Origin of the sequence: Bradyrhizobium ganzhouense (assembly GCF_049949285.1) — a bacterium.
Lineage (GTDB): Bacteria > Pseudomonadota > Alphaproteobacteria > Rhizobiales > Xanthobacteraceae > Bradyrhizobium > Bradyrhizobium ganzhouense.
Genome location: NZ_CP181318.1, coordinates 6,529,734 through 6,549,744, shown reverse-complemented (window position 1 = coordinate 6,549,744; position 20,011 = coordinate 6,529,734). Strand labels below are relative to the sequence as shown.

The 20,011-nt window shown below is 64.1% G+C and carries 23 protein-coding genes; 8 read left to right on the top strand and 15 right to left on the bottom strand.

Annotated elements, in window-relative coordinates:
- The first annotated feature begins 26 nt into the window (after positions 1-26).
- On the top strand, positions 27-236 hold the full coding sequence (locus ACLFLU_RS30300) for a hypothetical protein (protein ID WP_212235236.1): 210 nt from the start codon (positions 27-29) through the stop codon (positions 234-236).
- Positions 237-245: 9 nt separating this feature from the next.
- Here the strand turns inward: ACLFLU_RS30300 and ACLFLU_RS30295 are convergent, their stop codons facing one another.
- The 5 genes from ACLFLU_RS30295 to ACLFLU_RS30275 are packed head-to-tail and all read right to left on the bottom strand — an operon-like array spanning position 246 to position 3,927.
- Positions 246-593: a hypothetical protein gene (locus ACLFLU_RS30295; protein ID WP_426408399.1), complete on the bottom strand. Its 348-nt coding sequence runs from the start codon at positions 591-593 to the stop codon at positions 246-248.
- Positions 594-634: 41 nt separating this feature from the next.
- Complete coding sequence (locus tag ACLFLU_RS30290) at positions 635-1,429, bottom strand: pentapeptide repeat-containing protein (RefSeq protein ID WP_426408398.1); 795 nt, start codon at positions 1,427-1,429, stop codon at positions 635-637.
- Positions 1,430-1,477: 48 nt separating this feature from the next.
- Entirely contained in the window at positions 1,478-2,218 is a 741-nt protein-coding gene (locus tag ACLFLU_RS30285; RefSeq protein ID WP_426408397.1) for an ABC transporter ATP-binding protein, read from the bottom strand.
- Positions 2,208-2,945 carry an ABC transporter permease gene (locus ACLFLU_RS30280; protein ID WP_426408396.1) on the bottom strand — a complete coding sequence of 246 codons (738 nt, stop codon included), beginning with the start codon at positions 2,943-2,945 and terminating at the stop codon, positions 2,208-2,210. Before ACLFLU_RS30280 ends, ACLFLU_RS30285 begins: the two co-directional genes overlap by 11 nt.
- Position 2,946: 1 nt before the next feature.
- Positions 2,947-3,927: an ABC transporter substrate-binding protein gene (locus tag ACLFLU_RS30275; RefSeq protein ID WP_426408395.1), complete on the bottom strand. Its 981-nt coding sequence runs from the start codon at positions 3,925-3,927 to the stop codon at positions 2,947-2,949.
- Positions 3,928-4,014: 87 nt separating this feature from the next.
- Between ACLFLU_RS30275 and ACLFLU_RS30270 the strand changes: the two genes are divergently transcribed.
- Positions 4,015-4,374, top strand: coding sequence for a hypothetical protein (locus ACLFLU_RS30270; protein ID WP_426408394.1), 360 nt, complete (start codon positions 4,015-4,017; stop codon positions 4,372-4,374).
- A 169-nt stretch (positions 4,375-4,543) separates the two neighbouring features.
- On the opposite strand, the gene ACLFLU_RS30265 is transcribed toward ACLFLU_RS30270, so the two are convergent.
- Both ACLFLU_RS30265 and ACLFLU_RS30260 read right to left on the bottom strand, forming a co-directional pair.
- On the bottom strand, positions 4,544-5,362 hold the full coding sequence (locus tag ACLFLU_RS30265; protein ID WP_426408393.1) for a quinoprotein dehydrogenase-associated SoxYZ-like carrier: 819 nt from the start codon (positions 5,360-5,362) through the stop codon (positions 4,544-4,546).
- 52 nt (positions 5,363-5,414) lie between these two features.
- Positions 5,415-6,341, bottom strand: a complete 927-nt coding sequence (locus ACLFLU_RS30260; protein ID WP_426408392.1) for a quinoprotein relay system zinc metallohydrolase 2 — start codon at positions 6,339-6,341, stop codon at positions 5,415-5,417.
- A 127-nt stretch (positions 6,342-6,468) separates the two neighbouring features.
- On the opposite strand from ACLFLU_RS30260, the gene ACLFLU_RS30255 reads away from it, so the two are divergent.
- Both ACLFLU_RS30255 and ACLFLU_RS30250 read left to right on the top strand, forming a co-directional pair.
- Positions 6,469-7,347: a substrate-binding domain-containing protein gene (locus ACLFLU_RS30255; protein WP_426408391.1), complete on the top strand. Its 879-nt coding sequence runs from the start codon at positions 6,469-6,471 to the stop codon at positions 7,345-7,347.
- Positions 7,344-7,901 (top strand): PQQ-dependent catabolism-associated CXXCW motif protein, encoded by a 558-nt coding sequence (locus ACLFLU_RS30250; protein WP_426408390.1) that lies wholly within the window; start codon positions 7,344-7,346, stop codon positions 7,899-7,901. Before ACLFLU_RS30255 ends, ACLFLU_RS30250 begins: the two co-directional genes overlap by 4 nt.
- Before the next feature lie 179 nt (positions 7,902-8,080).
- Here the strand turns inward: ACLFLU_RS30250 and ACLFLU_RS30245 are convergent, their stop codons facing one another.
- From ACLFLU_RS30245 to ACLFLU_RS30220, 6 genes are all read right to left on the bottom strand, one after another.
- Complete coding sequence (locus tag ACLFLU_RS30245) at positions 8,081-8,380, bottom strand: copper-binding protein (protein ID WP_426408389.1); 300 nt, start codon at positions 8,378-8,380, stop codon at positions 8,081-8,083.
- A gap of 150 nt (positions 8,381-8,530) precedes the next feature.
- Entirely contained in the window at positions 8,531-9,145 is a 615-nt protein-coding gene (locus ACLFLU_RS30240; RefSeq protein WP_426408388.1) for a hypothetical protein, read from the bottom strand.
- The gene (locus tag ACLFLU_RS30235) at positions 9,142-9,990 is read right to left on the bottom strand and encodes an ABC transporter permease (RefSeq protein ID WP_426408387.1); all 849 of its coding nucleotides are present in this window, start codon (positions 9,988-9,990) and stop codon (positions 9,142-9,144) included. Before ACLFLU_RS30235 ends, ACLFLU_RS30240 begins: the two co-directional genes overlap by 4 nt.
- Entirely contained in the window at positions 9,987-10,793 is an 807-nt protein-coding gene (locus ACLFLU_RS30230) for an ABC transporter ATP-binding protein (protein WP_426408386.1), read from the bottom strand. The genes ACLFLU_RS30235 and ACLFLU_RS30230 overlap by 4 nt, the downstream gene beginning before the upstream one ends.
- On the bottom strand, positions 10,790-11,773 hold the full coding sequence (locus ACLFLU_RS30225; protein ID WP_426408385.1) for a YVTN family beta-propeller repeat protein: 984 nt from the start codon (positions 11,771-11,773) through the stop codon (positions 10,790-10,792). Before ACLFLU_RS30225 ends, ACLFLU_RS30230 begins: the two co-directional genes overlap by 4 nt.
- Complete coding sequence (locus ACLFLU_RS30220; protein ID WP_426408384.1) at positions 11,758-12,939, bottom strand: ABC transporter substrate-binding protein; 1,182 nt, start codon at positions 12,937-12,939, stop codon at positions 11,758-11,760. The genes ACLFLU_RS30225 and ACLFLU_RS30220 overlap by 16 nt, the downstream gene beginning before the upstream one ends.
- A gap of 127 nt (positions 12,940-13,066) precedes the next feature.
- Here ACLFLU_RS30220 and ACLFLU_RS30215 point away from each other — a divergent pair, with 127 nt between their 5' ends.
- On the top strand, positions 13,067-13,570 hold the full coding sequence (locus tag ACLFLU_RS30215; RefSeq protein WP_426408383.1) for a DUF3280 domain-containing protein: 504 nt from the start codon (positions 13,067-13,069) through the stop codon (positions 13,568-13,570).
- Between the two features lie 9 nt (positions 13,571-13,579).
- Here the strand turns inward: ACLFLU_RS30215 and fghA are convergent, their stop codons facing one another.
- Positions 13,580-14,425: an S-formylglutathione hydrolase gene (fghA, locus tag ACLFLU_RS30210; protein ID WP_426408382.1), complete on the bottom strand. Its 846-nt coding sequence runs from the start codon at positions 14,423-14,425 to the stop codon at positions 13,580-13,582.
- A gap of 88 nt (positions 14,426-14,513) precedes the next feature.
- Positions 14,514-15,134 (bottom strand): response regulator, encoded by a 621-nt coding sequence (locus ACLFLU_RS30205; RefSeq protein WP_426408381.1) that lies wholly within the window; start codon positions 15,132-15,134, stop codon positions 14,514-14,516.
- Between the two features lie 207 nt (positions 15,135-15,341).
- On the opposite strand from ACLFLU_RS30205, the gene ACLFLU_RS30200 reads away from it, so the two are divergent.
- From ACLFLU_RS30200 to ACLFLU_RS30190, 3 genes are all read left to right on the top strand, one after another.
- Positions 15,342-16,700, top strand: coding sequence for a histidine kinase (locus tag ACLFLU_RS30200; protein ID WP_426408380.1), 1,359 nt, complete (start codon positions 15,342-15,344; stop codon positions 16,698-16,700).
- Positions 16,701-16,873: 173 nt separating this feature from the next.
- A complete protein-coding gene (locus tag ACLFLU_RS30195) occupies positions 16,874-19,345 on the top strand; it encodes a TonB-dependent receptor (RefSeq protein ID WP_426408379.1) in 2,472 nt (823 codons plus the stop codon).
- A gap of 141 nt (positions 19,346-19,486) precedes the next feature.
- Complete coding sequence (locus ACLFLU_RS30190; protein WP_426408378.1) at positions 19,487-19,894, top strand: hypothetical protein; 408 nt, start codon at positions 19,487-19,489, stop codon at positions 19,892-19,894.
- The last annotated feature ends 117 nt before the right edge of the window (positions 19,895-20,011 follow it).

Below are 20,011 nucleotides of genomic sequence, written 5' to 3'. Positions count from 1 at the left end.
ATCGCTTCCTGCGCGAGGATCCCGGCATGAATCCGATCGACCTGGTGGTGACTGTGTGCGCGGTGCTCTCGCCTGCGACCTGCGAGGAGCAGCATATTGTGTTCAACTATGCGGGGTCGCCGACGCAATGCGCGATGGCCGCGCCGCCCTATATCGCGCAATGGGTCGGCGAGCACCCGAAGTGGCAGGCCGTGCGCTGGCGCTGTGAATACCCGCATCCAAACGACAAGGCGTGAAGTGTAGCGCTACTTGGTGCAGTCCTTCAGATCCTTGTCGGCGATCGAGAACACCGCATCGGCCTTGATCTCGATGTCGCGCACGACGCACTGCCGTGAATTGGGGTAGCTGACCTTGGCGTCGTAGCGGCCGGGCTCGACGCCGGTGATGCGCAGCCGCTCGTCGTGGTCGACCTCCTTGTCCTTGTCGTTCAGGCACTGGTTCGGACCCCAGTCGGTCTTGCCAACAGGCGCGAGCTGGAAGCCGGAGATCGTCTCGCTCGTCAAATTCCAGAGCCGGATGCCTTTGCCTTTGCTCTGCGCGGCTGCTTCGCCGGCAAACGCCAGCAACGCGATCAACACCAGACCCCAACGCATCAAATCGTCCTCCCAAAAATCGTCCTCTCAAGGCGACGCCGTTATTGTCTGATCAGGCGCTCGCGGTTCTTTGCCTTGTCGAAATTCTTGGCGCGGTCAAGGCCGATCGGTGCAATCAGCCTGGCCGAGGTGAGATCGGCGCCCTCGAAATCGGTGTCGACGACGGTCGCCCCGGTCAGGTCGGCGCCGCCGAGCTGGGCGTTCTTCAGTGACGCCCCGGTCAGGTCGGCGCCCTTGAGGGAGGCAAACTCGAGATCGACGCGCGACAGGTCGGCGTTGTGCGCGTTCAACCGTTCCAGATTGGCCGATCGCAGCACGGCGCGCATCAAACCCATCGACTGGTTGCGCATGTCGGCGCCGAGATGCGCGTCGGCGATCGAGGCGCCGACCAGGCTCGCGCCGTTGAGATCAGCTGCAATGCGCGCGCCGGATAAATCAGCGCCGTCGAGGTGAACGCGCGCCATCTGGGTGGCGAACAGGTTGGCGCCCTTCAGGCTCGCGCCCGTGAGATCCGCGTCGAGAAGCCACGCCTGATCGAGGATCGCTCGATCAAGACGGGCGCCGCCGAGTTTTGTCTTGTTCAGCCGTGCCGCGCGAAGCACCGCCCTGGAAAGGTCGAGCCCCGAGAGATCGAGCCCCGACAACCGCATGCCGGTGAAGTCGGCGGGCGCGCTGGCGCTTGCTTTGGCCAGCACGGCCTCGACCTCCTGCCGGCTCATTTCAGCGGAGACCATGGCGGGTGAGGTGAGGTCGACGTCGCGCATCATGTCCTGGGCGCTCGCCATGGTCGCGACGAGCGCGAAGCCAAGCGTCGTCAGAGCAACCGTTCGTCTCATCGTCAGGCTCCGCTGCCGGCCTGTTTAGCACATGCGCCGCGCGGCTGCCTATGAGACATCGCGCCCGGCGCGTTCGCCGTTCTGTTCATCCTGGGCTCGCCGCGCAAGCCCGGCCTTGATCGCGGCAATCGAGGCGTCGCCGCGTACCTCGCGCGGGATGCCGATGGGAACCTCGTCCAGAATGCGCGCCGGGCGCGGCGACAGGAAGAACAGGCGGTCGCCGAGGCGCACCGCATCGTCCAGGCTGTGCGTCACGAGCAGCGTCGTGACGGGCCGGCTGGCGACCAGCGTCGCGATCTCGTCGCGCAAACGGCCGGCCAGCGCGTCGTCGAGCGAGGCCAGGGGCTCGTCGAGCACGAGAAAGTCCGGCTCGACCGCGAAGGCGCGGGCGAGTGCGACGCGGCGGGCCAGCCCCAGCGACAATTCGCCGGGGAAGTGGCTGCGATGCGCCTCCAACTCGAGGATCCTGAACAGCTCGGACAGTTTTGCGTCGCTGATCCCGGGCGCAGCGAGCCGCACATTCTGCTCGACCGAGCGCCACGGCAACAGCCGTGGCTCCTGGAATACCATGCCGATCCGCGCCTCCGGCGGACGCGCGATGTGCCCCTCAAAGTCACGATCGAGCCCGAGGATGATGCGCAGCATCGTGCTCTTGCCGCAGCCGGACGGCCCGATCAGCACGCCGACCTCACCGGATTGAAGTGCGAACTTGACCGGCGCCAGCACCGCGTGCGTTTCGCCCGCAGCGCTTTTGAACGTCTTGCCTGTGATCTCGACCTCAAGCCGCACGGGGTCGCCACCGCGTTGCGCGGGCCTCGAACGGCTGCACGAGCGCCGTCTCGATAACGAGTACGACCGCGGCAAATGTCAGGGAATAAGCGAGCAGCCGCGGCGTGTCGAATAGCTGGAAGGCAACGCCGATCTCGAAGCCAACGCCATTCGGCCGCCCCAGCAACTCGGCGACCAGCACGATCTTCCATACCAGCGACAGGCCGGAGCGGGCGGAGGCCGCGATATAGGGGGCAAGCTGCGGCAGTACGACATGGCGAAAGGCGCGCCAGCGCGGCATCGCGAACACGGTCGCCATCTCGTCGAGCGAACGATCGAGTGCCCGCGTGCCCTCGCGCAAGGTGACGACCGCCGTCGGCAGCTTGTTGATGGCGATGGCAGCGATTGCCGCGGCCTCGGTGAGCCCGGCCCAGACATAGGCCAGCACGATCACCACCAAGGCCGGCAGGTTGAGCAGCAGGATCAGCCAGGGATCGCCGAGCCGGTCGGCGAGCTTGATCCGCCCCATCAGATAACCGATGGCGCTGCCGAGCGACATCGCCAGCACGAAGGCGAGCGCGACGCGCGCCAGCGTCGCACCGAGATGCAGAAACAGTGCGCCGCTTGACGCTTCCGCGATAATGACATTGAGCACGGCGGGCGGGGAGGGCAGCTTTGCGCCTCCGACGAACAGCGCGGCGGTCCACCAGATCGCAAGCAGCAGGGCAATCGACAGAAGGCGCAGCACCTCAATCTCCAGGGACCGCGTGATAGAACGTGCCGGGATCGAGCTCGGCCGCCGGACCGACCAGGTCGCGGCCGCCGATCTCGGCCAGCACGCGATAGAGCACGCGCGCATCCGCTTCCTCATCGATGATGTTTCGGCGTGGAATGCCGTCACGATAGCGGTCGCGATAGGTCTTGAGCATGACCGGATCGGTCGCGCCGGTGAGCGGGGCGATCTTGTCCCAGGCTGCATCCGAGGTGACCAGCAGCTGCTTGGCCTTTCGGGTCATGGCGATGAAACGCGCCACGGCGTCACGATGGCTCGCGGCCCAGCTCTCGTCGAAGACATAGCCGACGGCGGACACTGCGCCCTTGGCGCCGAGTTTCGGCAAAATCTCCTCGATGCCGGCGAGGCGCCGAAAACCCTTGGCCTCGAGCTGGGCGCAGAAATTCCAGAAATTCAGGCTCGCATCCATCTCGCCGTCGAGCGTCTTGGCCGCGATCAGAGGCGGCGCGCCATAGACGATCGTCGCTTCCGACTTCAGGTCGATACCGTCCTGCTTCATCCGCGCCTGCAGCAGCAGCCAGCTCTTGTCGATGGGACCGCCACCGACGGCGAGCTTGCGGCCCTTCAGATCGGCAAGCGTCTTGATCGGAGAGGCCGCGGGCACCATCACCGCGCCGAGCGCGCTGGAATAAGGATAGAAGGTGAGCTTGGCGCCGAGCGCGCGCTCGCGCGACACCCAGAGCCAGTCCGACAACATGATGTCGGCATTGCCGGCGCGCAGCGCGATCTTGCCGGCCTCGGGGCTCGCAAGCTCGGTGACTTCCAGTACCAGATTGGCCTCCTTGTCGAGCCCGGCGTTGCGGATGGTCGCCAGTTCCCAGGAGAACGTTCCGGTCTTCTGCACCGCTAGGCGGATGGTGTCGGCGGCATGGGCCGACGTACCCAGCGTCAGTGCCAGCATCATCGCGAGCGCCAATGTTCGTCCCAAAACTCTCATCACCTTGTGAGCCATTTCCGCAGATTGAGTGCTTTTCAGGACAATAGGCATAGCATAGCTTCCATCGCAACCAGCGGGAGGACGCTCATGAGTTTTGCGGGACAGGTACGACCGATTGTCGCCGCTGTGGTCATGCTCGCGGCGACCGCTTACGCGGCGCGGGCCGAGGAGGCCAATGATTATCCGACGTCGGCGCGCGCGGAATATGTCTATGGCTGCATGAAGGCCAATGGCGAGACGCGGCAGGCAATCGAGCAATGCTCCTGCTCGATCGACGTGGTCGCCTCGATTGTCAGCTACGAGCGCTATGTCACCGCCGAGACCGCACTCAGCATGTCCCAGGTTCGCGGCAATCTCGGCACCCAGTTCCGGACATCAGAGCAGGCGAATTCGGCCGTGAATGATTTGCGGCGTGCGCAGGCTGAGGCCGAGGTCAGGTGTTTCTGATGCTTCCTTCCCTTCTCCCCTTGTGGGAGAAGGTGGCGCGAAGCGCCGGATGAGGGGTATCTCTCCGCGCGCTCATATGAGGAGAGAAACCCCTCACCCGTCTCGCCGCTACGCGGCGATCCACCCTCTCCCGCAAGGGGAGAGGGTGCTTCAGCGCAAGCCTCACGCGCTAAGTCCCCGGCTTCTCCACGTCCCACTCATTCCGGAACACATGGCCGTCCGTGTCCTTGGCCTCCGCGCGGAATCGCTTCGCGCCGCTGGAGACATAGGTGAAGCGCAGATTGGGATCTTCCGATATCGAGATGCCGCCCTCCATTGATAGCACGGGGCTGTCGTCCTGCGTCAGCTTCAGCTGGTTGATGAAGAAGGCGGGAATATAGAGCTGCGTGACCTGATCCATCTGCAGGCCGGAATTGTTGGGATGGCCGATCATGATCTGCGCTTCGCGGATGCGGCTCGCCGGCGCCTCCTGGCGCGCGAATTGCCGGTAGCGCATCTGGCCAAGGCGATTCTGCGCCTCTTCGGCATTCTTGCCGGCCGGTGCCGAGCAGCCGCCTGATGCCTTCACATAGGTCTTGGAGACGTAGAGCTGGCCGTCGCTGAGCTCGGCGACCGCATGCACATCGGTGTAATTGTTGACGCGCACGCGCGTCGATATCTCGGTAACATTGGCATCCGCGCCAAGCTCGAATTTCGCGGCCATCGGCGCCGGGTTGCGGTCGATCACCAGCGTGATCGATCGGATGCGGCGCTCATCGCCCGGCGACAGCTTGCTGCGCAAGGTCACCGGCACGATGGCCGCGTCCTCGGCGCGATAGGGCATCTCGATGGCGATGACGTCGTTGCCGTCGTTCATCGGACGGTTGTTGAAGATATCCTGCACCAGGCCCGGCCAGGGATCGTAGGCCTCCTCGGCGCTCGCCGGCAGCGCGAAGGCGATGCCGAGCGATGCGGCGATCAGGAGCAGGCGACGTGTGCATCCCATCATGGTCAAGGTCCCGTGCGGACGACGCAGTTGTCGAACAAAGGTAGCGCGCCCGCTACTCCCATTCAATTTCAGAAAATGCTGCGGTAGCGTTGCGGGCGTTGTAGTCGTCGAATAGTTCCCAATGCGACCGCTCGGTGGCGGCCGCCTTCTCCGCCGCGGTTTGGATTGGCTCGCCCTTCTTGTTCGAGGCACGGACGTCCGACAGCAGCGTTGAGAGATAACGCCGCTCATCGGTGAGTGCCGCGGGCCAATCGCTCACAGGGCCGTGACCGGGAACGACGCGAACCGCCGGAACCGCCTCCAGCTCCCTTAGCAAAGCGAGCCAGCCGCGAATGCTGCCATCCACCACCGGAATGTGGCGGAGAAAGACCAGATCACCCGCGAACAGCGTCCTGGTCGTCTCGTCGAACACCGTCAGGTCATTGTCGCTGTGCGCGGCCGACCATGCCCGCAAGGTGAGCCGGCGCGATCCGAGATCGAGCGTCATGACGTCCTTAACCAGCACAGTGGCCGGCACGATCTTCACGGGATCGATCAGTTCGCCGCCCATGATGCGCCGGAAATTATCGAGATAATACGGCCCGCGCGTGGCCAGTGCCTGCGGCAGTTTGCGGTGGCCGACGAAGCTGGTTCCTTCAGCGACAAAGGCCGCATTGCCGAAGACATGGTCGGGATGGCCGTGGGTGTTGATGACGTAGCGGATCGGCTTGCTGGTACGGGCTCGCACCGCGGCCAGCAGCGCCTCGCCTTCACGAAGGCTGCCGCCGGTATCGATCACGGCCACCGCATCCTCGCCGACGATGAAGCCGACATTGGCAATGTCGCCCTCATTCTCGCGCGTCATTAGGGCGATGGTCCCGGAGTGCACGAAGATTCCCGGTGCGACTTCGCTCACAGGCAATTCGGCCGCTCCCGCGCGTGCTAGCGTCGCGAGTCCCAGCAGGGACAGGGCTGCGATCTTTGACGTGAGATGCGACACTTTTCCGCCTCAGTTCAGGGTTTGCCGCATTGCACTGCAGCACAACAAGCCAACGCAAAGTTTGGCAAAACATGGTGCGTCCATGCGTTGCATGGATAGCATTCGAATGAAATGAGGAGGAAGCGGGATGGAGGCCGGACGACATCGTCGCTGGTTGATTTCACTGTGTGTGATGGCGGCGTCTTGTGCGATCGGCGGCGTCGCTCGCGCGCAGACGACCGATAGTGGTGACCTCTCGTTCGAGCTGGTCGACCCCAAGGTGCTGCGCGTCTGCGCCGATCCGCGCAATCTGCCGTTCTCCAACGAGAAGGGCGAGGGGATCGAGAACAAGCTTGCCGAGCTGTTCGCGGACAAGCTTCAGAAGAAGCTCGACTACGTCTTCTTCCCGCAGGCCACGGGCTTCGTGCGCATGACGCTGGGTGCGCATCGCTGCGACGTCATCATGGGCTTCCCGCAAGGCGACGACCTCGTGCAAGGCACCAATCCGTATTATCGCACGTCGTACGCGCTGGTTGCGAAAGCGGGCAGCGGACTGGAGGAGGTCGACACGCTCGAAGACCCGAAGCTGAAAGGCAAGCATGTCGGCATCGTCGCCGGCACGCCACCGGCGACCAACATGGCAATCGCAGGGCTGATGGGCGATGCAAAGCCCTATCCATTGATGATCGACACGCGCTACGACAATTCGGCGCAGGCCATGATCGATGACCTCGCTGCCGGCAAGATCGACGCCGGCGTGCTGTGGGGGCCGATGGCGGGATACTACGCCAAGAAGGCCGGCTCGCTGCACGTGACGCCGCTGGTGAAGGAAACCACCGGTCCAAAATTGGTCTATCGCATCGGCATGGGCGTGCGCGCCGCCGACCAGAACTGGAAGCGGCAGCTCAACAAGCTGATCCAGGAGAACCAGGGCGAGATCAACAAGATCTTGCTCGACTTCGGTGTGCCGCTGCTGGATGAAAACGACCGGCCGCTCGGTGCGGAGACGGCCAAGAAAGCGCCATGAAGCGGCCTCTTGCCGCTGCGCTCGTCGCCGCCATGCTGGCGGTGCCGGCTTTGGCGCAGCAGCAGGAGCCGTTCGAGCCCGAGGGCTATCGCACCGACAATTACCGCGCGCCGGTGCCGGCGACGCTGGAAGGCGCGCGCGTGCTGACGACGGCGGAGACCGAGGCGATCTGGCGCGCGAAGAGCGGTGCCTTCATCGACGTGCTGCCGCGCGCCCCGAAGCCGAAGAACCTTCCCGCAGGCACGGTATGGCGCGATGCGCCGCGAAAAAACATTCCCGGTAGCATCTGGCTGCCGGACACCGGCTACGGCGCGCTGCCATCGGCGATGGACGATTATTTCCAGCGCGGTCTCGTGCAAGCGTCGCATAATGACAAAGCCGCGCTGCTCGTGATCTATTGCCTCGCCGATTGCTGGATGTCCTGGAATGCCGCCAAGCGCGCGCTCGCTTACGGCTATTCCAACGTCGCCTGGTATCCCGAAGGGACCGATGGCTGGGAGCATGCGAATCTGCCAACCGAGGAGGCACAGCCCGAGCCGCGGCCTGAGCAGTGAGCCTAGCTCTCTCCTCGTCATTGCGAGCGCAGCGAAGCAATCCAGAGTCCCTCCGCGGAAAGATTCTGGATTGCTTCGCTGCGCTCGCAATGACGATGTGGAGGCAGTATCGCACTCATCAACCGGATCGACCCGCGGCGAGCCGCCTCTCCCCGCAAGGGGCGAGGCGAAAACTCACCCTACTGCTTCTGCAGCTTCGTCAGCGTGCCCGTGCCATCCGCGTCGGTCGCGGAATACGTCACGCGATCGCCGGCATGGACGGCATCCAGCATCGCGGCGTCCTTGGCCTTGTACTGCTGGAGTGCACCAGCACCGCCGGCACTGCCGCCGACCGTACGCTTTTGCGTCTCCTGGATCGAGATCGTGTTGTTGAGCCGATTGATGCTGGTGACCATCCCGGTCATGTCGTCAGCAAAGGCGGGGGATGCGAGCATGGTGATGGCTGCAGCACCTGCGAGGATGAATTTTGCTGGTCCCATCGAGGCCTCCCGGCATTGGAGCTTCACATCGACAAGCCATCCTAGATCGATTTGGTTCCGTCAGATAGCGCGGCAAACATGAATGATCGCGTTGATATCGCGGGAACTTTTATGAAAGCTGTCAGCAGGACTGACGCTATAAGGCTGACGCTATTCCATTTCCTGCTGGATGACGCGACCGAGCGCGAACAGGCGCTGGTCGATCGTGGTCGGAACCTCGCAGACGAATCGCACCACCTTGCGGCGATCCTCGAAAATGCGGGTCTCCCAGATCAGCTGGTTGCTCATCGCGTCGACCTTGGAGTCGTCGCGCGGCGTTGCGTCCTGCAGCGCCTGGAGCTGGACGGTCTCCTCGCGGATCTTGTCGGCGGCTTCGCGCTGCTTGCGGCTGACGCGTTCGAGCCCGCTCATGACCTGGGAGCGCTGGGCGTTCAGCGTGTCGAACAGGCCGGCGAACAGCAGCTTTGCGTTGGCGGTCTTGTCGGCCGCGGAGCCGCTCAAGAATTCCTTCACCGACCTCTCGGCCTCGTCCAGCGGCGTCTTGCGCGCGGCCAGCTTCGAGACAAGCGCGCTGACTTTGCCGTCGTCCTTCCACTTGCTCCCGGCGTCATCGAGCGCAGGACCGGCCCAGACCGCCGCGAGCGAGATCTCCGGAACCTTGGCTTGCGAACAGGGCCAGTCGGGATAGCGCGGATCGGCTGCGCGTGCGGCGGCGGTCGAGACCGCGAACGCAAGGGCTGCCATGGCAAATGTCCGAACCATCATCCTTCGCCTCCCGCAGGCCCGCGCCGTGCCAGCCCGCGCGAAGGATCATAGGCATAGATCGCGGCGATCATGAAGACGATTGTGCAAGCTCCGACCACCGCCAGCGAGATCCAGTTGATCTGTCCATACAGCGCAAAACGTATCAGCTCGACCGCATGAGTGAACGGATTGGCCTGGCAGACATAATAGAGATAGGGGCTGCCCTCCTGCACCCGCCAGAGCGGGTAGAGCGCGGAGGAGGCAAAGAACATCGGGAAGATCACGAAGTTCATGACGCCGGCAAAGTTCTCGAGCTGCTTGATGCCGGACGAGATCAGCATGCCGAGCGAGCCCAGCATCAGCCCGGACAGGATCAGTGCCGGCAGCACGGTGAGATAGCCGATCGGCGGAGGCGTGATGTCCCAGAACCAGGCGATGATCAGGAACGCGTAGACCTGGAGCAGCGACACCGCGGTGCCCGCGAGCAGCTTGCAGAACAGCAGGAAGCCGCGTGGCAGCGGGCTCACCAGCAGCGTGCGCATATTGCCCATCTCGCGGTCATAGACCATCGAGAGCGAGGACTGCATGCCGTTGAAGAGCTGGATCATCGCCATCAGCCCCGGCGCAATGAAGACCTCGTAGAGGATGTAGGTCTCGTAGGGCGGGATGATGGAGATGCCGAGCACCTGGCGGAAGCCGGCGGCAAAGATGAACAGCCACACCAAGGGCCGCACCAGCGCCGAGACGAAACGCTCGCGCTGATGCAGGAAACGCAGGCCCTCGCGCCAGACGATGCCGGTCAGGCAGGTCATGTACTCGGAGGCCGAGAAGCCGCGCGGCGCATCGCGCGTGGTGATGCTGCTCATGCGCCGCCTCCCGGCATCGTCTGCGCGCCGGTCAGACGCATGAAGGCGGTATTGACGTCCTGCGCGCCGGCCTCGGCGATGACGCGGCTCATCGGTCCCTGCGCGAGCACCTTGCCCTGGTGCAGCACGACGAGGTCGTCACTGGGCATGATCTCATCGAACAGATGGGTGGCCCAGAGCACGCCGATGCCCTGCTCGGTCACGAGTTGGCGAACATGGCTGATGATATCGGCGCGGGCCTTGACGTCGAGCCCGACGGTCGGCTCGTCCAGCAGCAACAGCCGCGGTCGGTGCAGCAGCGCACGGGCGATCTCCAGCCGCCGCATCTGGCCGCCGGAGAGATCGCGCACCTTGCTGCCGGCGCGGTCGGAGAGGCCAATGCGCACGAGCAGATCGGCGCTGCGCGAGGCCGCCTCGCGGCGGCTGATGCCGTGGAGCGCAGCGTGATAGAGCAGGTTCTGCGTCAGCGACAGATCGAGATCGAGCGTGCGCGGCTGGAACACGACGCCGAGCAGCCGCAGCGCCTCGCCGGGCGTGCGGCTGATGTCATGACCGAAAATGCCGACGCGGCCGGTCTGGATGCCGAACAGCCGCGTGATCAGCGAGAACAGCGTGCTCTTGCCGGCGCCGTTGAGGCCGAGCAGGGCCGTAAAACTCGCGGGCTGCACGTTGAAGGAGACTTCGATCAGCGCCCGGCGCGGGCCGTAGGAATGGCTGACGCCGTCAATCGACAGCGCCGGCACCGCGGCGGGATCTGGCCGTGGCGTCTGGCGAGGTTCGGCGATGGGAGCGGGGCTGGTCATGGTGCGATCGTGATGCCCCAGGGCAGTTCGCCCACCTGAATGGTCTTGATCACCTTTTGCGCGGCGACGTCGATGACCGAAACGTCGTTCGACACGCCATTGGTGGTGAGCAAATATTTTTCATCCGGCGTGAACGCCATGTGCCAGACGCGCTGGCCGACCAGCAGATATTTCGTCACCTTGCGCGTGGCGACGTCGACCACGGCGACGCGGTTAGCGGGGCCGAGCGCGACGAACGCTGTCTTATCATCCTTTGTCATGCCGATGCCGACCGGCTGAATCGCCTCTTTCCTCAAGCCGGGAATCTCGAAATTGACCTTGCCGATGACCTCGTGCTTCTGCGGATCGACGATCGACACGGTCCCGCCGATCTCGGAGGACACCCATAATTCGGACGCGTCGTGCTTGAATTCGGCAAAGCGCGGCCGCGCATCGACCAGCACGTTTGCAACAATCTGGCGCGACGACGTGTCGATGAAATGCGCCATGTTGGTGGTCTCGGACGTGTTGATCAGAATCTTCCCGTCCGGGCTGATGGTCATGCCCTCGGGCTCGACGCCGACCTGGATGTCGCCGAGGCGCGCGCGCTTCTCGAGATCGATCACCGTCACCGTGTTGTCGTTCTCGTTGGCGACATAGAGTGTCTTTCCGGCGGCATCCTGGGTGAATAATTCAGGGTCGGGACCGGAGGGCAGGGTGTCGACAACGGCTTGCGTCTTGGCATCGATGACCTGGATGGTGTCGTCGTCGCCGACCGCGACCATCGCGAATTTGCCGTCGCGTGTGAACTCGATGCCGCGCGGGCGCTGGCCGACCTTGATGGTCTTGGTCACGGTCCAGTTGTCAGTGTCGATCACCGACACGGTGTTGCTCTTTTCGTTCGAGACATAGGCGATGAAGGCATGGGCGGGCGGCGCGACGAGCACCAATCCGGACAGCAATCCCACACGCAACATCTGTGTCCTCATTTCAACTTGCATTTGCTCTCCGGACGATCGTAGCCGAGCGTGTCGAGCTCCGAGACCTGGTGCAGAAAGCCTTCCTGCGGCGACACCGACACCACCATGCGGCCGTCGACCAGCAGGATCGGCTGGCGGAGCTGGAGATTCCAGTCGCGCAGCGTCAGCTTGGTGCCCTTGAAGGCAGCGACGGAGAAATCCGGTCCCTTGATGAAATCCGTGACTTTCTTGACGTCGCCGGAATTGGTGCGCGACGTGGCCTCGCCAATCATGCGCACGGCTGTCCAGGCCTGCATGTCGAGCGCGGTCATGCGCCGCGAATTCAGCTTCATGAAGCGGTTCTGCATCTGCGTCGCGCCCCACTGGTCCTGCGCGGCGTCCCAGCTCCGCGGCACCAGGCCGGCCGAGCCCGCGACGGGGCGGGGATCCCAGGTGCGGTAGGGCAGATAAGCGGCGAACACCTCGCTCTCGTCGGCGGCGACCAGCACGTCGTAGGCGGGCGCGGCTTGCGTGAACACCGGCATCTGCCGCTGGATCAGCGTCACGCCGGAGTCCGTGCGGCGCGCGCCGCCGGTGTCTTCAAAGGTCCGCTCCTGCACGATCTTGGCGCCGAACCGCGTGGCGGCGCGGCGGAGTGCATCGGCGTAGAGCTTGTCCTCGTCATGCGAGCCGACCACCAGCAGCCAGCGCGGCCATCGCTTCCATACCAGGTACTGGCCGAGCGCGTCGGCCAGCATTGAGCGCGTCGGCGCGGCGTGAATGACATTGGCGCGGCAATCGGCCTCGCGCAGCCGCTCGTCGATGGCGCCGGCGTTGAACAGCAGCGTGCCGCGTTCGCGCAAGGCGTCGGCGACCTTCAACAGCGCATCGGCCGGCAGGTCGGTAATAATGAAGCCGTTGTGCTCGGCAAGCGCGGTCGCGGCCTGGACCACGTCCTCACCTTCCTTGATGCGGCGCTCTTCCAGCACAAAACGCTGGTTGAGGAATTTTCCGGTGGTGTTGTTGTCCTCGATCGCGAGCTTTGCGCCGGCGACGCCGTCATTGTCCGCAGGCTGCTCGACCAGCGAGAGCGTCGATCTGGTGCCGGCGACGCCGAGATAGCCGACGCCGATCGTGACCGGGTCGGCCGCGAGCGCTTGCACCGCTGCCAGACACAGGCCGATCAGGCCGAGCAACCATCGGATCATGCTTCCTCCTGACGTTCTCCCCGGCTTGACCGTCGGTGAAGAATTGTCTCTGGTAAAGCATGACCGATTTGGCCGGGCTTGCAACCCCGCATTTGGTCGTCGCGACACCACTGGCGGAATCACGATCATGCGAGCGCTGATATGTTTCGCGGCTTTGCTGCTGACGGGTTCGCAGGCAGTCGCCGATCCGCCAAAGCTCGCCGTGTTCGATTTCGAGCTGATCGACACCAGCCTGCCCGGCGAGTTCTATGGCTCGAAGCCGGAGGAAGCGCGGCTTGCGCATATCAGCGACCAGCTCCGCAAGGAACTGACTGAGTCAGGCCGGTTCCAGCTGCTCGATATCGCGCCGGTGAGGGATGCCGCCCGTCACGCCAATCTGCAGGCCTGCGGCGGTTGCGACCTCAAGCTTGCCGGACAGTTAGGGGCGGACCTCGAGATCACCGGCATGGTGCAGAAGGTCTCGAACCTGATCATCAATCTGAACATCTATCTGCGCGACGTGAAGACCGGCAACATGATCACGGCGGCGAGCGCCGACATGCGCGGCAACACCGACGAATCCTGGTCGCGCACGATGAGCTATCTGATCCGCAACCGCCTGCTCGCGCCGAATTACGGCAAGCCGGAGTAGAGGGCGTTTTCACGCCCTCAGCCGCTCCGCATGCCAGTGCAGATGGTCGCTCATGAAGGTCGAAATGAAATAATAACTATGGTCATAGCCCGGCTGGCGCCGCAGCATCAGCGGGATGTTCGCCTTGTTGCAGGCCGCCTGCAGCAGCTCCGGCTTGAGCTGCTCTCTGAGGAAGTTATCGGCCTCGCCGACGTCGACCAGGAAGCCGGAGAACTTTGCGCCATCCTCGATCAGCGCCACCGTGTCATGGCTGCGCCAGGCATCCTTGTTCGGCCCGAGATAGCCGGTCAGCGCCTTGATGCCCCACGGCACCTGTGACGGCGCCACGATCGGCGCGAAAGCGCTGGCCGCGCGATAGCGGTGCGGGTTGCGCAGCGCCACGGTCAGCGCGCCATGGCCGCCCATGGAATGGCCCATCACCGATTGCCGCTTGGCGTCGACGGGAAAATTTCCCGCCACGAGCTTGGGCAGCTCGTCGGTGACATAGCTCCACATTTGATAATTGCGCGCGAACGGCGCTTCGGTCGCATCGACGTAGAAACCGGCTCCCAAGCCGAAATCATAGGCATTATTGGCGTCGCCGGGCACATCAGGCCCGCGAGGGCTGGTGTCGGGAGCGACGAAGATCAGACCGAGCTCGGCGCAGGCTTTGCGGAATTCGCCCTTCTCGGTGACGTTGGCATGGGTGCAGGTGAGGCCGGAGAGATACCAGATCACAGGCAGCTTGGCGCCGTCGGCATGCGGGGGAACATAGACAGAGAACACCATGTCGGTTCCGGTGGCCTGGCTCGCATGGCGGTACACGCCCTGTACGCCGCCATAGGAAGTGTTGGTCGAGACAGTCTGGATCGTCATGCCGGTTTGCTCCGTGGCAACTCACCACATCAAGAATGCAATGCTTGTGTGACGGAAATTTGTGGCGCGCGCCAAGCCTAATGCACGATCAGGCCACACCGCTGTCGATCGCCAGCCGCACCAGCTCGACCGAGGTCTTCACCCCAAGCTTCTGGCGCATGATCGAGGAGGTGTTGGCGACCGTCTTGTAGGACGATTGCACCAGCCAGGCGATCTCGGACAGGCTTTTTCCAGCGCTGAGCAGCCGCAAAATCTCCATCTCGCGCGCATTCAGCTTCGACAGCGGGCTCTGCGCCAGCATGGGCCCTGCGAAGGCGATGCTGCGCGCGATCGCGCTCGGCAGATAAGTGCCGCCACCGCCGACGGTGCGGATCGCCTCGACGAGATCGTCGGGGTCGCCGGTCTTGGAGACGTAGCCCTTGGCACCGCATTCGATCGCGCGCGCGGCGAAAGCGGGGTCGTCGTTCATGCTGAACATGATGATGCGGGCATCAGCCGCACGCTCGAGGATGCGGCGCGCAAGCTCGAAGCCGGAGACGGTCGGCAGGTTGATGTCGATCACGCAGAGGTCCGGGCGCTCGACGATGAAGACGCACTCGCCGTCCTCGGCGTCGGCGGCCTCCAGAATCTCGATCTCGCCTTCGTCGGCCAGCACGGCGCGGCAGCCGGAGGCGACAATGGGATGATCGTCGACGATCAGAATGCGCATAGACGTTCCCCGCGACAGCGCGTTCCCCGTGATAGAACTTGCCTGTGCTCGCGCCGCATGATTCCGGACGAGACAAACGCGCACCTCATGTCGGGTCATGCAACCCGGCCGGGATTGCTGTACGCTTCCGATTAGATATCGGGCGCTTCGTCTCTGTCAACGCTATCGGACGGGCGCGAGCGATCCTTCGTGGGGCAGGCGAGAGCAATGTGGCAAAATCTATCCTTGCGCGGGCGCATCAACCTCCTGCTGGCGCTGCTGCTTGCGCTCGGGCTCGCCGTCAACATTGCCCGCCAGGTCGCAGAGGCCGGTCCCCGCGTGCAGGCCGAGGACCAGAGCGTGATCCGGCTGGCGCGCGAGTTCATCGAGATGATCGTTGCCGATCTCAACGAGGCGCCGGACCCCGATGCCAGGCTGAACCAGATCGCGCGTGACCTCAATCGGCTCCGCCACGTCAGCATTGCGCTCCGGGACGCCGGCGGGAACCCGTTGACGCCGCCTCGCACTGAGGCCGATGACGACACGTCCGGGCCACCCGCCTGGTTCGTCAGCCTGGTTCATCCCGAGCAGACCGCCGTCAGCGTGCCGGTCTCGGTGCATGGCAAGCCCGGCTCGCTGGTGATTACCTCGCATCCCAATGACGAGATCGCCGAGATCTGGGACGCCATTGTGACGCAGCTCGAGGTCGGTTCAGTCATCGCGCTGGTGCTGTTCCTGGTGATGATGAATGTCGTCGGCCGGGCGCTCGCGCCGCTGCAGTCATTGACGCGGACGATGGGCGAGCTCGAGGACGGCCGTTACGACGCCCGTGCGGTGCCCGGCGGCGCGCCCGAGCTCGCTGCGATCTGCACCAAGCTCAATCATCTCGCGGCGACGCTTGGCGACGCGGTCGAGGACAAGCGGCGGCTTGCCGAGCGCGCGGTGTCGCTCCAGGACGTCGAGCGCAAGGAGATCGCGCGTGAGCTGCATGACGAATTCGGGCCGTATCTGTTCTCGCTGCGTGCGCATGCGAGCGCACTCGCAAAGCTAGCCGACGGACGCGCACCAAGTGCAGATGCCGTGCGAAAGCACGGTGGCGCCTTGCTGGAGCAGATCAACGCGCTGCAGCAGTTCACCCGTCGCGTGCTGGAACGCCTGAGGCCCGTCGGCCTCGCCGAGCTTGGCCTTGGCAAGGCGCTGGAATCGCTGTCGCGGCTGTGGCGGGAATCGCATCCCGACGTGACCATCGAGACCACGATCTCGCCGGCGCTGGGGGTTACGGGGGAGACCGCGGACCTGACGATTTATCGCGTGGTGCAGGAGGCGCTCACCAACGCGTTTCGTCACGCCGGCGCGACCGCGATCAATGTCGTGATCGAGCCGGCGGAGCAGCCGGGCCGCGACGGTCGCTGCTGTGCCCGGGTGCGGGTCAGCGACAACGGCCACGGCATGGAGCCGGGCCAAAAACTCGGCTTCGGCCTCGTCGGCATGCGCGAGCGCATTCTGGCGCTGGGCGGCACGCTGAACGTGGCGTCGGGTGAGGGCGGCGTCACCGTGGAGGCGCTGGTTCCAACTGCGGCGGCCTGATGACCCCCGGCTCAAGCGGGAAAATTCCCGATCGGGAAAAATTCCCGATTTCGTCGGGAAAGCGGGTGCGGATTATGCCCGACCTTTTGTGGCTAGTGCATCAGCTGCCGCCGAATACACTCGTCACAACCGAACGGCGAAAACCAAAACAGCCGAAGGTTACGGGTGGGACGATGGGAATGCGCAAGCTGGGACACACGCGACATCTGCTGATGGCCTCGGTCTCGACCGGGTTGGTGTCCGGACTCTGTTTCGGGACCAATGCCCGCGCTGCGCAGGACGAAGAGACCAACGTCCAAAATCTGCCCGCGGTCGAGGTGGTGGCGCCGCAGCCAACTGCACGGCGTGCACCGTCACGGCCGGTTGCGCGGACGGCTGCGAGCGTCGGCAAGCCCACGGGGAGCAGGATTTACGTCTATCCGACTGCGCCCGGCACCGGCAGGGGTCTCGATGTCGACAAGGTTCCGTCGGCGATCAACGCCGTTGACGCCAACCAGATCAAGCGGACCGGCTCTCTCAACGTCACGGATGCGCTGCGCGACAACATTGCCGGAGTCAGCATCAGCGAGATCACCGGCAACCCGTTCCAGCCGAACGTCGAGTTTCGCGGCTTTGTCGCCTCGCCCGTGACCGGTACGCCGCAGGGCCTCGCGGTGTACCAGAACGGCGTGCGCATCAACGAAGCGTTCTCGGACGCCGTCAACTGGGACCTGATCCCGACCGCGGCGATCAGGTCGGTGACGCTGGTGACCAACAACCCGGTGTTCGGCCTCAACGCACTCGGGGGCGCGATCAATCTGCAAATGAAGGATGGTTTCACCTATCAAGGCGCAGAGCTTGATGTCATGGGCGGCTCGTTCGGCCGCATCCAGGGCTCGGCGCAATGGGGCAAGCAGGTCGACCAGAATTACGGCATCTACGCCGCGCTCGAAGGCCTGCACGATAACGGTTTCCGCAACTTCTCCCAGTCGGACGTGCGGCGCTTCTACAGTGACGTTGGCTATAGGGCCGGCGACAGCGAATTCCACGTCAATATGGGGGTCGCCAAGAACGATTTCGGCGCCAGCGCCACCGTGCCGGCCGAGCTCCTGAACAATTACTGGGGCGCGACCTACACGACGCCGCAAACGAGCTCCAACCGCGTCGGCTATCTCAACCTGACCGCCAAGGCCGACGTGACGCCGACCTGGACGCTCGAAGGCACCGCGCATGTGCGCAGATACGAGCAGAAGATCGTCGACGGCAATCCAACCAACGTCGGCGAGTGCACGGCGGACGCGACGTTGCTGTGCTTCGGCGACGGTGCGACGCCCGCGAATGGCACGAACGGCGTGCAGCTTGGCAATCCCTTTGCGTCGGGGACGATCCTCGGCGAGATCGACCGGAGCGCGATTCGCTCGACCACCTTTGGCGTCTCGGGGCAGGCGACCAACACCGATCAGTTGTTCGGACACGACAACCGCTTCGTGATGGGCACGAGCTATGACGCCAGCGTCACGCGCTACGATGCCATGGCGGAGATCGGTTCGATCGGAGAGAACTATGTCGTCAGCGGCAGCGGCGTCTTCCTGGGGCCGACCGGCACGATCGCGACCGGGTTTGCCGGTCCCGTCTCGCTGCGAACCGTCAATCAATATAACGGCCTGTATGCGATGGATACGTTCAACGTCACGGATGCCTTCGCGATCACAGGCGGAGGCCGCTTCAACGTGGCGCGCATCTCGCTGGAAGACCAGCTCGGCACCGCGCTCAACGGCGACTACACCTATACCCGGTTCAATCCGGTGATCGGCGGGACCTACAAGATCACACCGGAGCTGACTGCCTATGCCGGCTATTCCGAGGCCAATCGCGTGCCGACACCGCTCGAACTCGGCTGCGCGGACCCGAACAATCCCTGTCTCATCGCGGCGTTTCTGGTCTCCGACCCGCCGTTGAAGCAGGTCGTGTCCAAGACCGTGGAAGCCGGCCTGCGCGGCACCAGAGAGCTGAACATCGGCACGCTCGGATGGAAGGTGGGCGGCTTCCGCGCCACCAATTATGATGACATCCTGGCCGTCCCCGTTCCCGACCGGACCGGCTTTGGCTATTTCACCAACGTCGGCAGGACACGGCGGCAGGGGCTCGAGGCCGAGGTCAACATCAAGTCACCGACGCTTCAGTTCCAGGCGAGTTACACCTTCGTCGATGCCCGCTTCCTCGACGCATTGACGCTCGGCTCGAACAGCCCGTTCGCCGACGCCGACGGCCACATCCAGGTCTTGCCCGGTAACCAGATTCCCGCCATCCCGCGTCACCGCGTCAAGGTTGGTATCGACTACGCCGTTACCGATGACTGGAAAGTTGGCGGCAATGCGCTGTTCGTCTCCAGCCAATACCTGGTCGGCGACGAATCCAACCAATATTCGAAGTTGCCGTCCTACACAGTCTTCAACCTGCACACGTCCTATCAGGTCACCAAGAACGTCCAGCTCTACGGCAAGATCGACAACGTCTTCGACAATCGCTACGCGACCTACGGACAGTTCTTCGACACCGGCGCTCTGCCGAACTTCACCAATGGGGGAAACCCTTTCACCGATCCGCGCTCGCTGAGCCCTGCAAGGCCGCGCGCGTTCTACGCGGGCGCAAGGGTGACGTTCTGAGGCGAGTTGGAGGAGCGGATGCCCGCCCAAATTCTGCGCCTCGTTCGTTGGAGCCCGGAATGACACGGACCGCGTGATTAACCGTTCCTTAGTGCTGCCGTGCGGAAGATCAGCGCGGAAAGACCAAGGGAGACTGCTCCCATGCTGAAGGACGGTACCTACGCAGCCTGGTACAAGACGCCGCTCGATCAAGGCACCGGCATCGTCCATGTCGCGGACGGCCAGATTTGGGGCCGCGACAGCCTGATGACGTATCACGGTTCCTGCAAGGTCGATGGCGATCGCTTCACCGCGACCGTGTCCACGAAGCGTCATACCGAAGGACGTATCACCGTCTTCGGCGTTTATGATGACCTGACGCTGGACATCGAGGGCACGTGCCCCGGCAAGATCGCGACCTACACGGCCACAGCCGGGCAGGCAGGGGAAATAGTCCTCCAGGGAACGCTCATTCTGACGGAACAGCCGGCGGCGGCGCCCGAACGAGCCGGGCAGGTCCCGGCGTTCGATCCCGGCAAGCTTCCAAAGCTGCCGAAACGCTCGCGCTGATCGCAGCAGCCAACGCGGCCCGCCGCCTGCATTGAGATGTCGCGCCCACGGGGGCCGCGCAATTCTGCATCCTCAAACGTCGGTGCCGGCGCTTTTCAAACCGCCTGCGCCCCGTCA

Coding starts and splice junctions, on each gene's coding strand:
- ACLFLU_RS30225 (WP_426408385.1), bottom strand. CDS start 11,773: ATGCAAGTTGAAATGAGGACACAGATGTTGCGTGTGGGATTGCTGTCC.
- ACLFLU_RS30255 (WP_426408391.1), top strand. CDS start 6,469: ATGGAGGCCGGACGACATCGTCGCTGGTTGATTTCACTGTGTGTGATG.
- ACLFLU_RS30265 (WP_426408393.1), bottom strand. CDS start 5,362: ATGATGGGATGCACACGTCGCCTGCTCCTGATCGCCGCATCGCTCGGC.
- ACLFLU_RS30195 (WP_426408379.1), top strand. CDS start 16,874: ATGGGAATGCGCAAGCTGGGACACACGCGACATCTGCTGATGGCCTCG.
- ACLFLU_RS30250 (WP_426408390.1), top strand. CDS start 7,344: ATGAAGCGGCCTCTTGCCGCTGCGCTCGTCGCCGCCATGCTGGCGGTG.
- ACLFLU_RS30290 (WP_426408398.1), bottom strand. CDS start 1,429: ATGAGACGAACGGTTGCTCTGACGACGCTTGGCTTCGCGCTCGTCGCG.
- ACLFLU_RS30230 (WP_426408386.1), bottom strand. CDS start 10,793: ATGACCAGCCCCGCTCCCATCGCCGAACCTCGCCAGACGCCACGGCCA.
- ACLFLU_RS30240 (WP_426408388.1), bottom strand. CDS start 9,145: ATGATGGTTCGGACATTTGCCATGGCAGCCCTTGCGTTCGCGGTCTCG.
- ACLFLU_RS30270 (WP_426408394.1), top strand. CDS start 4,015: ATGAGTTTTGCGGGACAGGTACGACCGATTGTCGCCGCTGTGGTCATG.
- ACLFLU_RS30205 (WP_426408381.1), bottom strand. CDS start 15,134: ATGCGCATTCTGATCGTCGACGATCATCCCATTGTCGCCTCCGGCTGC.
- ACLFLU_RS30200 (WP_426408380.1), top strand. CDS start 15,342: ATGTGGCAAAATCTATCCTTGCGCGGGCGCATCAACCTCCTGCTGGCG.
- ACLFLU_RS30245 (WP_426408389.1), bottom strand. CDS start 8,380: ATGGGACCAGCAAAATTCATCCTCGCAGGTGCTGCAGCCATCACCATG.
- ACLFLU_RS30275 (WP_426408395.1), bottom strand. CDS start 3,927: ATGAGAGTTTTGGGACGAACATTGGCGCTCGCGATGATGCTGGCACTG.
- ACLFLU_RS30215 (WP_426408383.1), top strand. CDS start 13,067: ATGCGAGCGCTGATATGTTTCGCGGCTTTGCTGCTGACGGGTTCGCAG.
- fghA (WP_426408382.1), bottom strand. CDS start 14,425: ATGACGATCCAGACTGTCTCGACCAACACTTCCTATGGCGGCGTACAG.
- ACLFLU_RS30235 (WP_426408387.1), bottom strand. CDS start 9,990: ATGAGCAGCATCACCACGCGCGATGCGCCGCGCGGCTTCTCGGCCTCC.
- ACLFLU_RS30190 (WP_426408378.1), top strand. CDS start 19,487: ATGCTGAAGGACGGTACCTACGCAGCCTGGTACAAGACGCCGCTCGAT.
- ACLFLU_RS30220 (WP_426408384.1), bottom strand. CDS start 12,939: ATGATCCGATGGTTGCTCGGCCTGATCGGCCTGTGTCTGGCAGCGGTG.
- ACLFLU_RS30300 (WP_212235236.1), top strand. CDS start 27: ATGAATCCGATCGACCTGGTGGTGACTGTGTGCGCGGTGCTCTCGCCT.
- ACLFLU_RS30295 (WP_426408399.1), bottom strand. CDS start 593: ATGCGTTGGGGTCTGGTGTTGATCGCGTTGCTGGCGTTTGCCGGCGAA.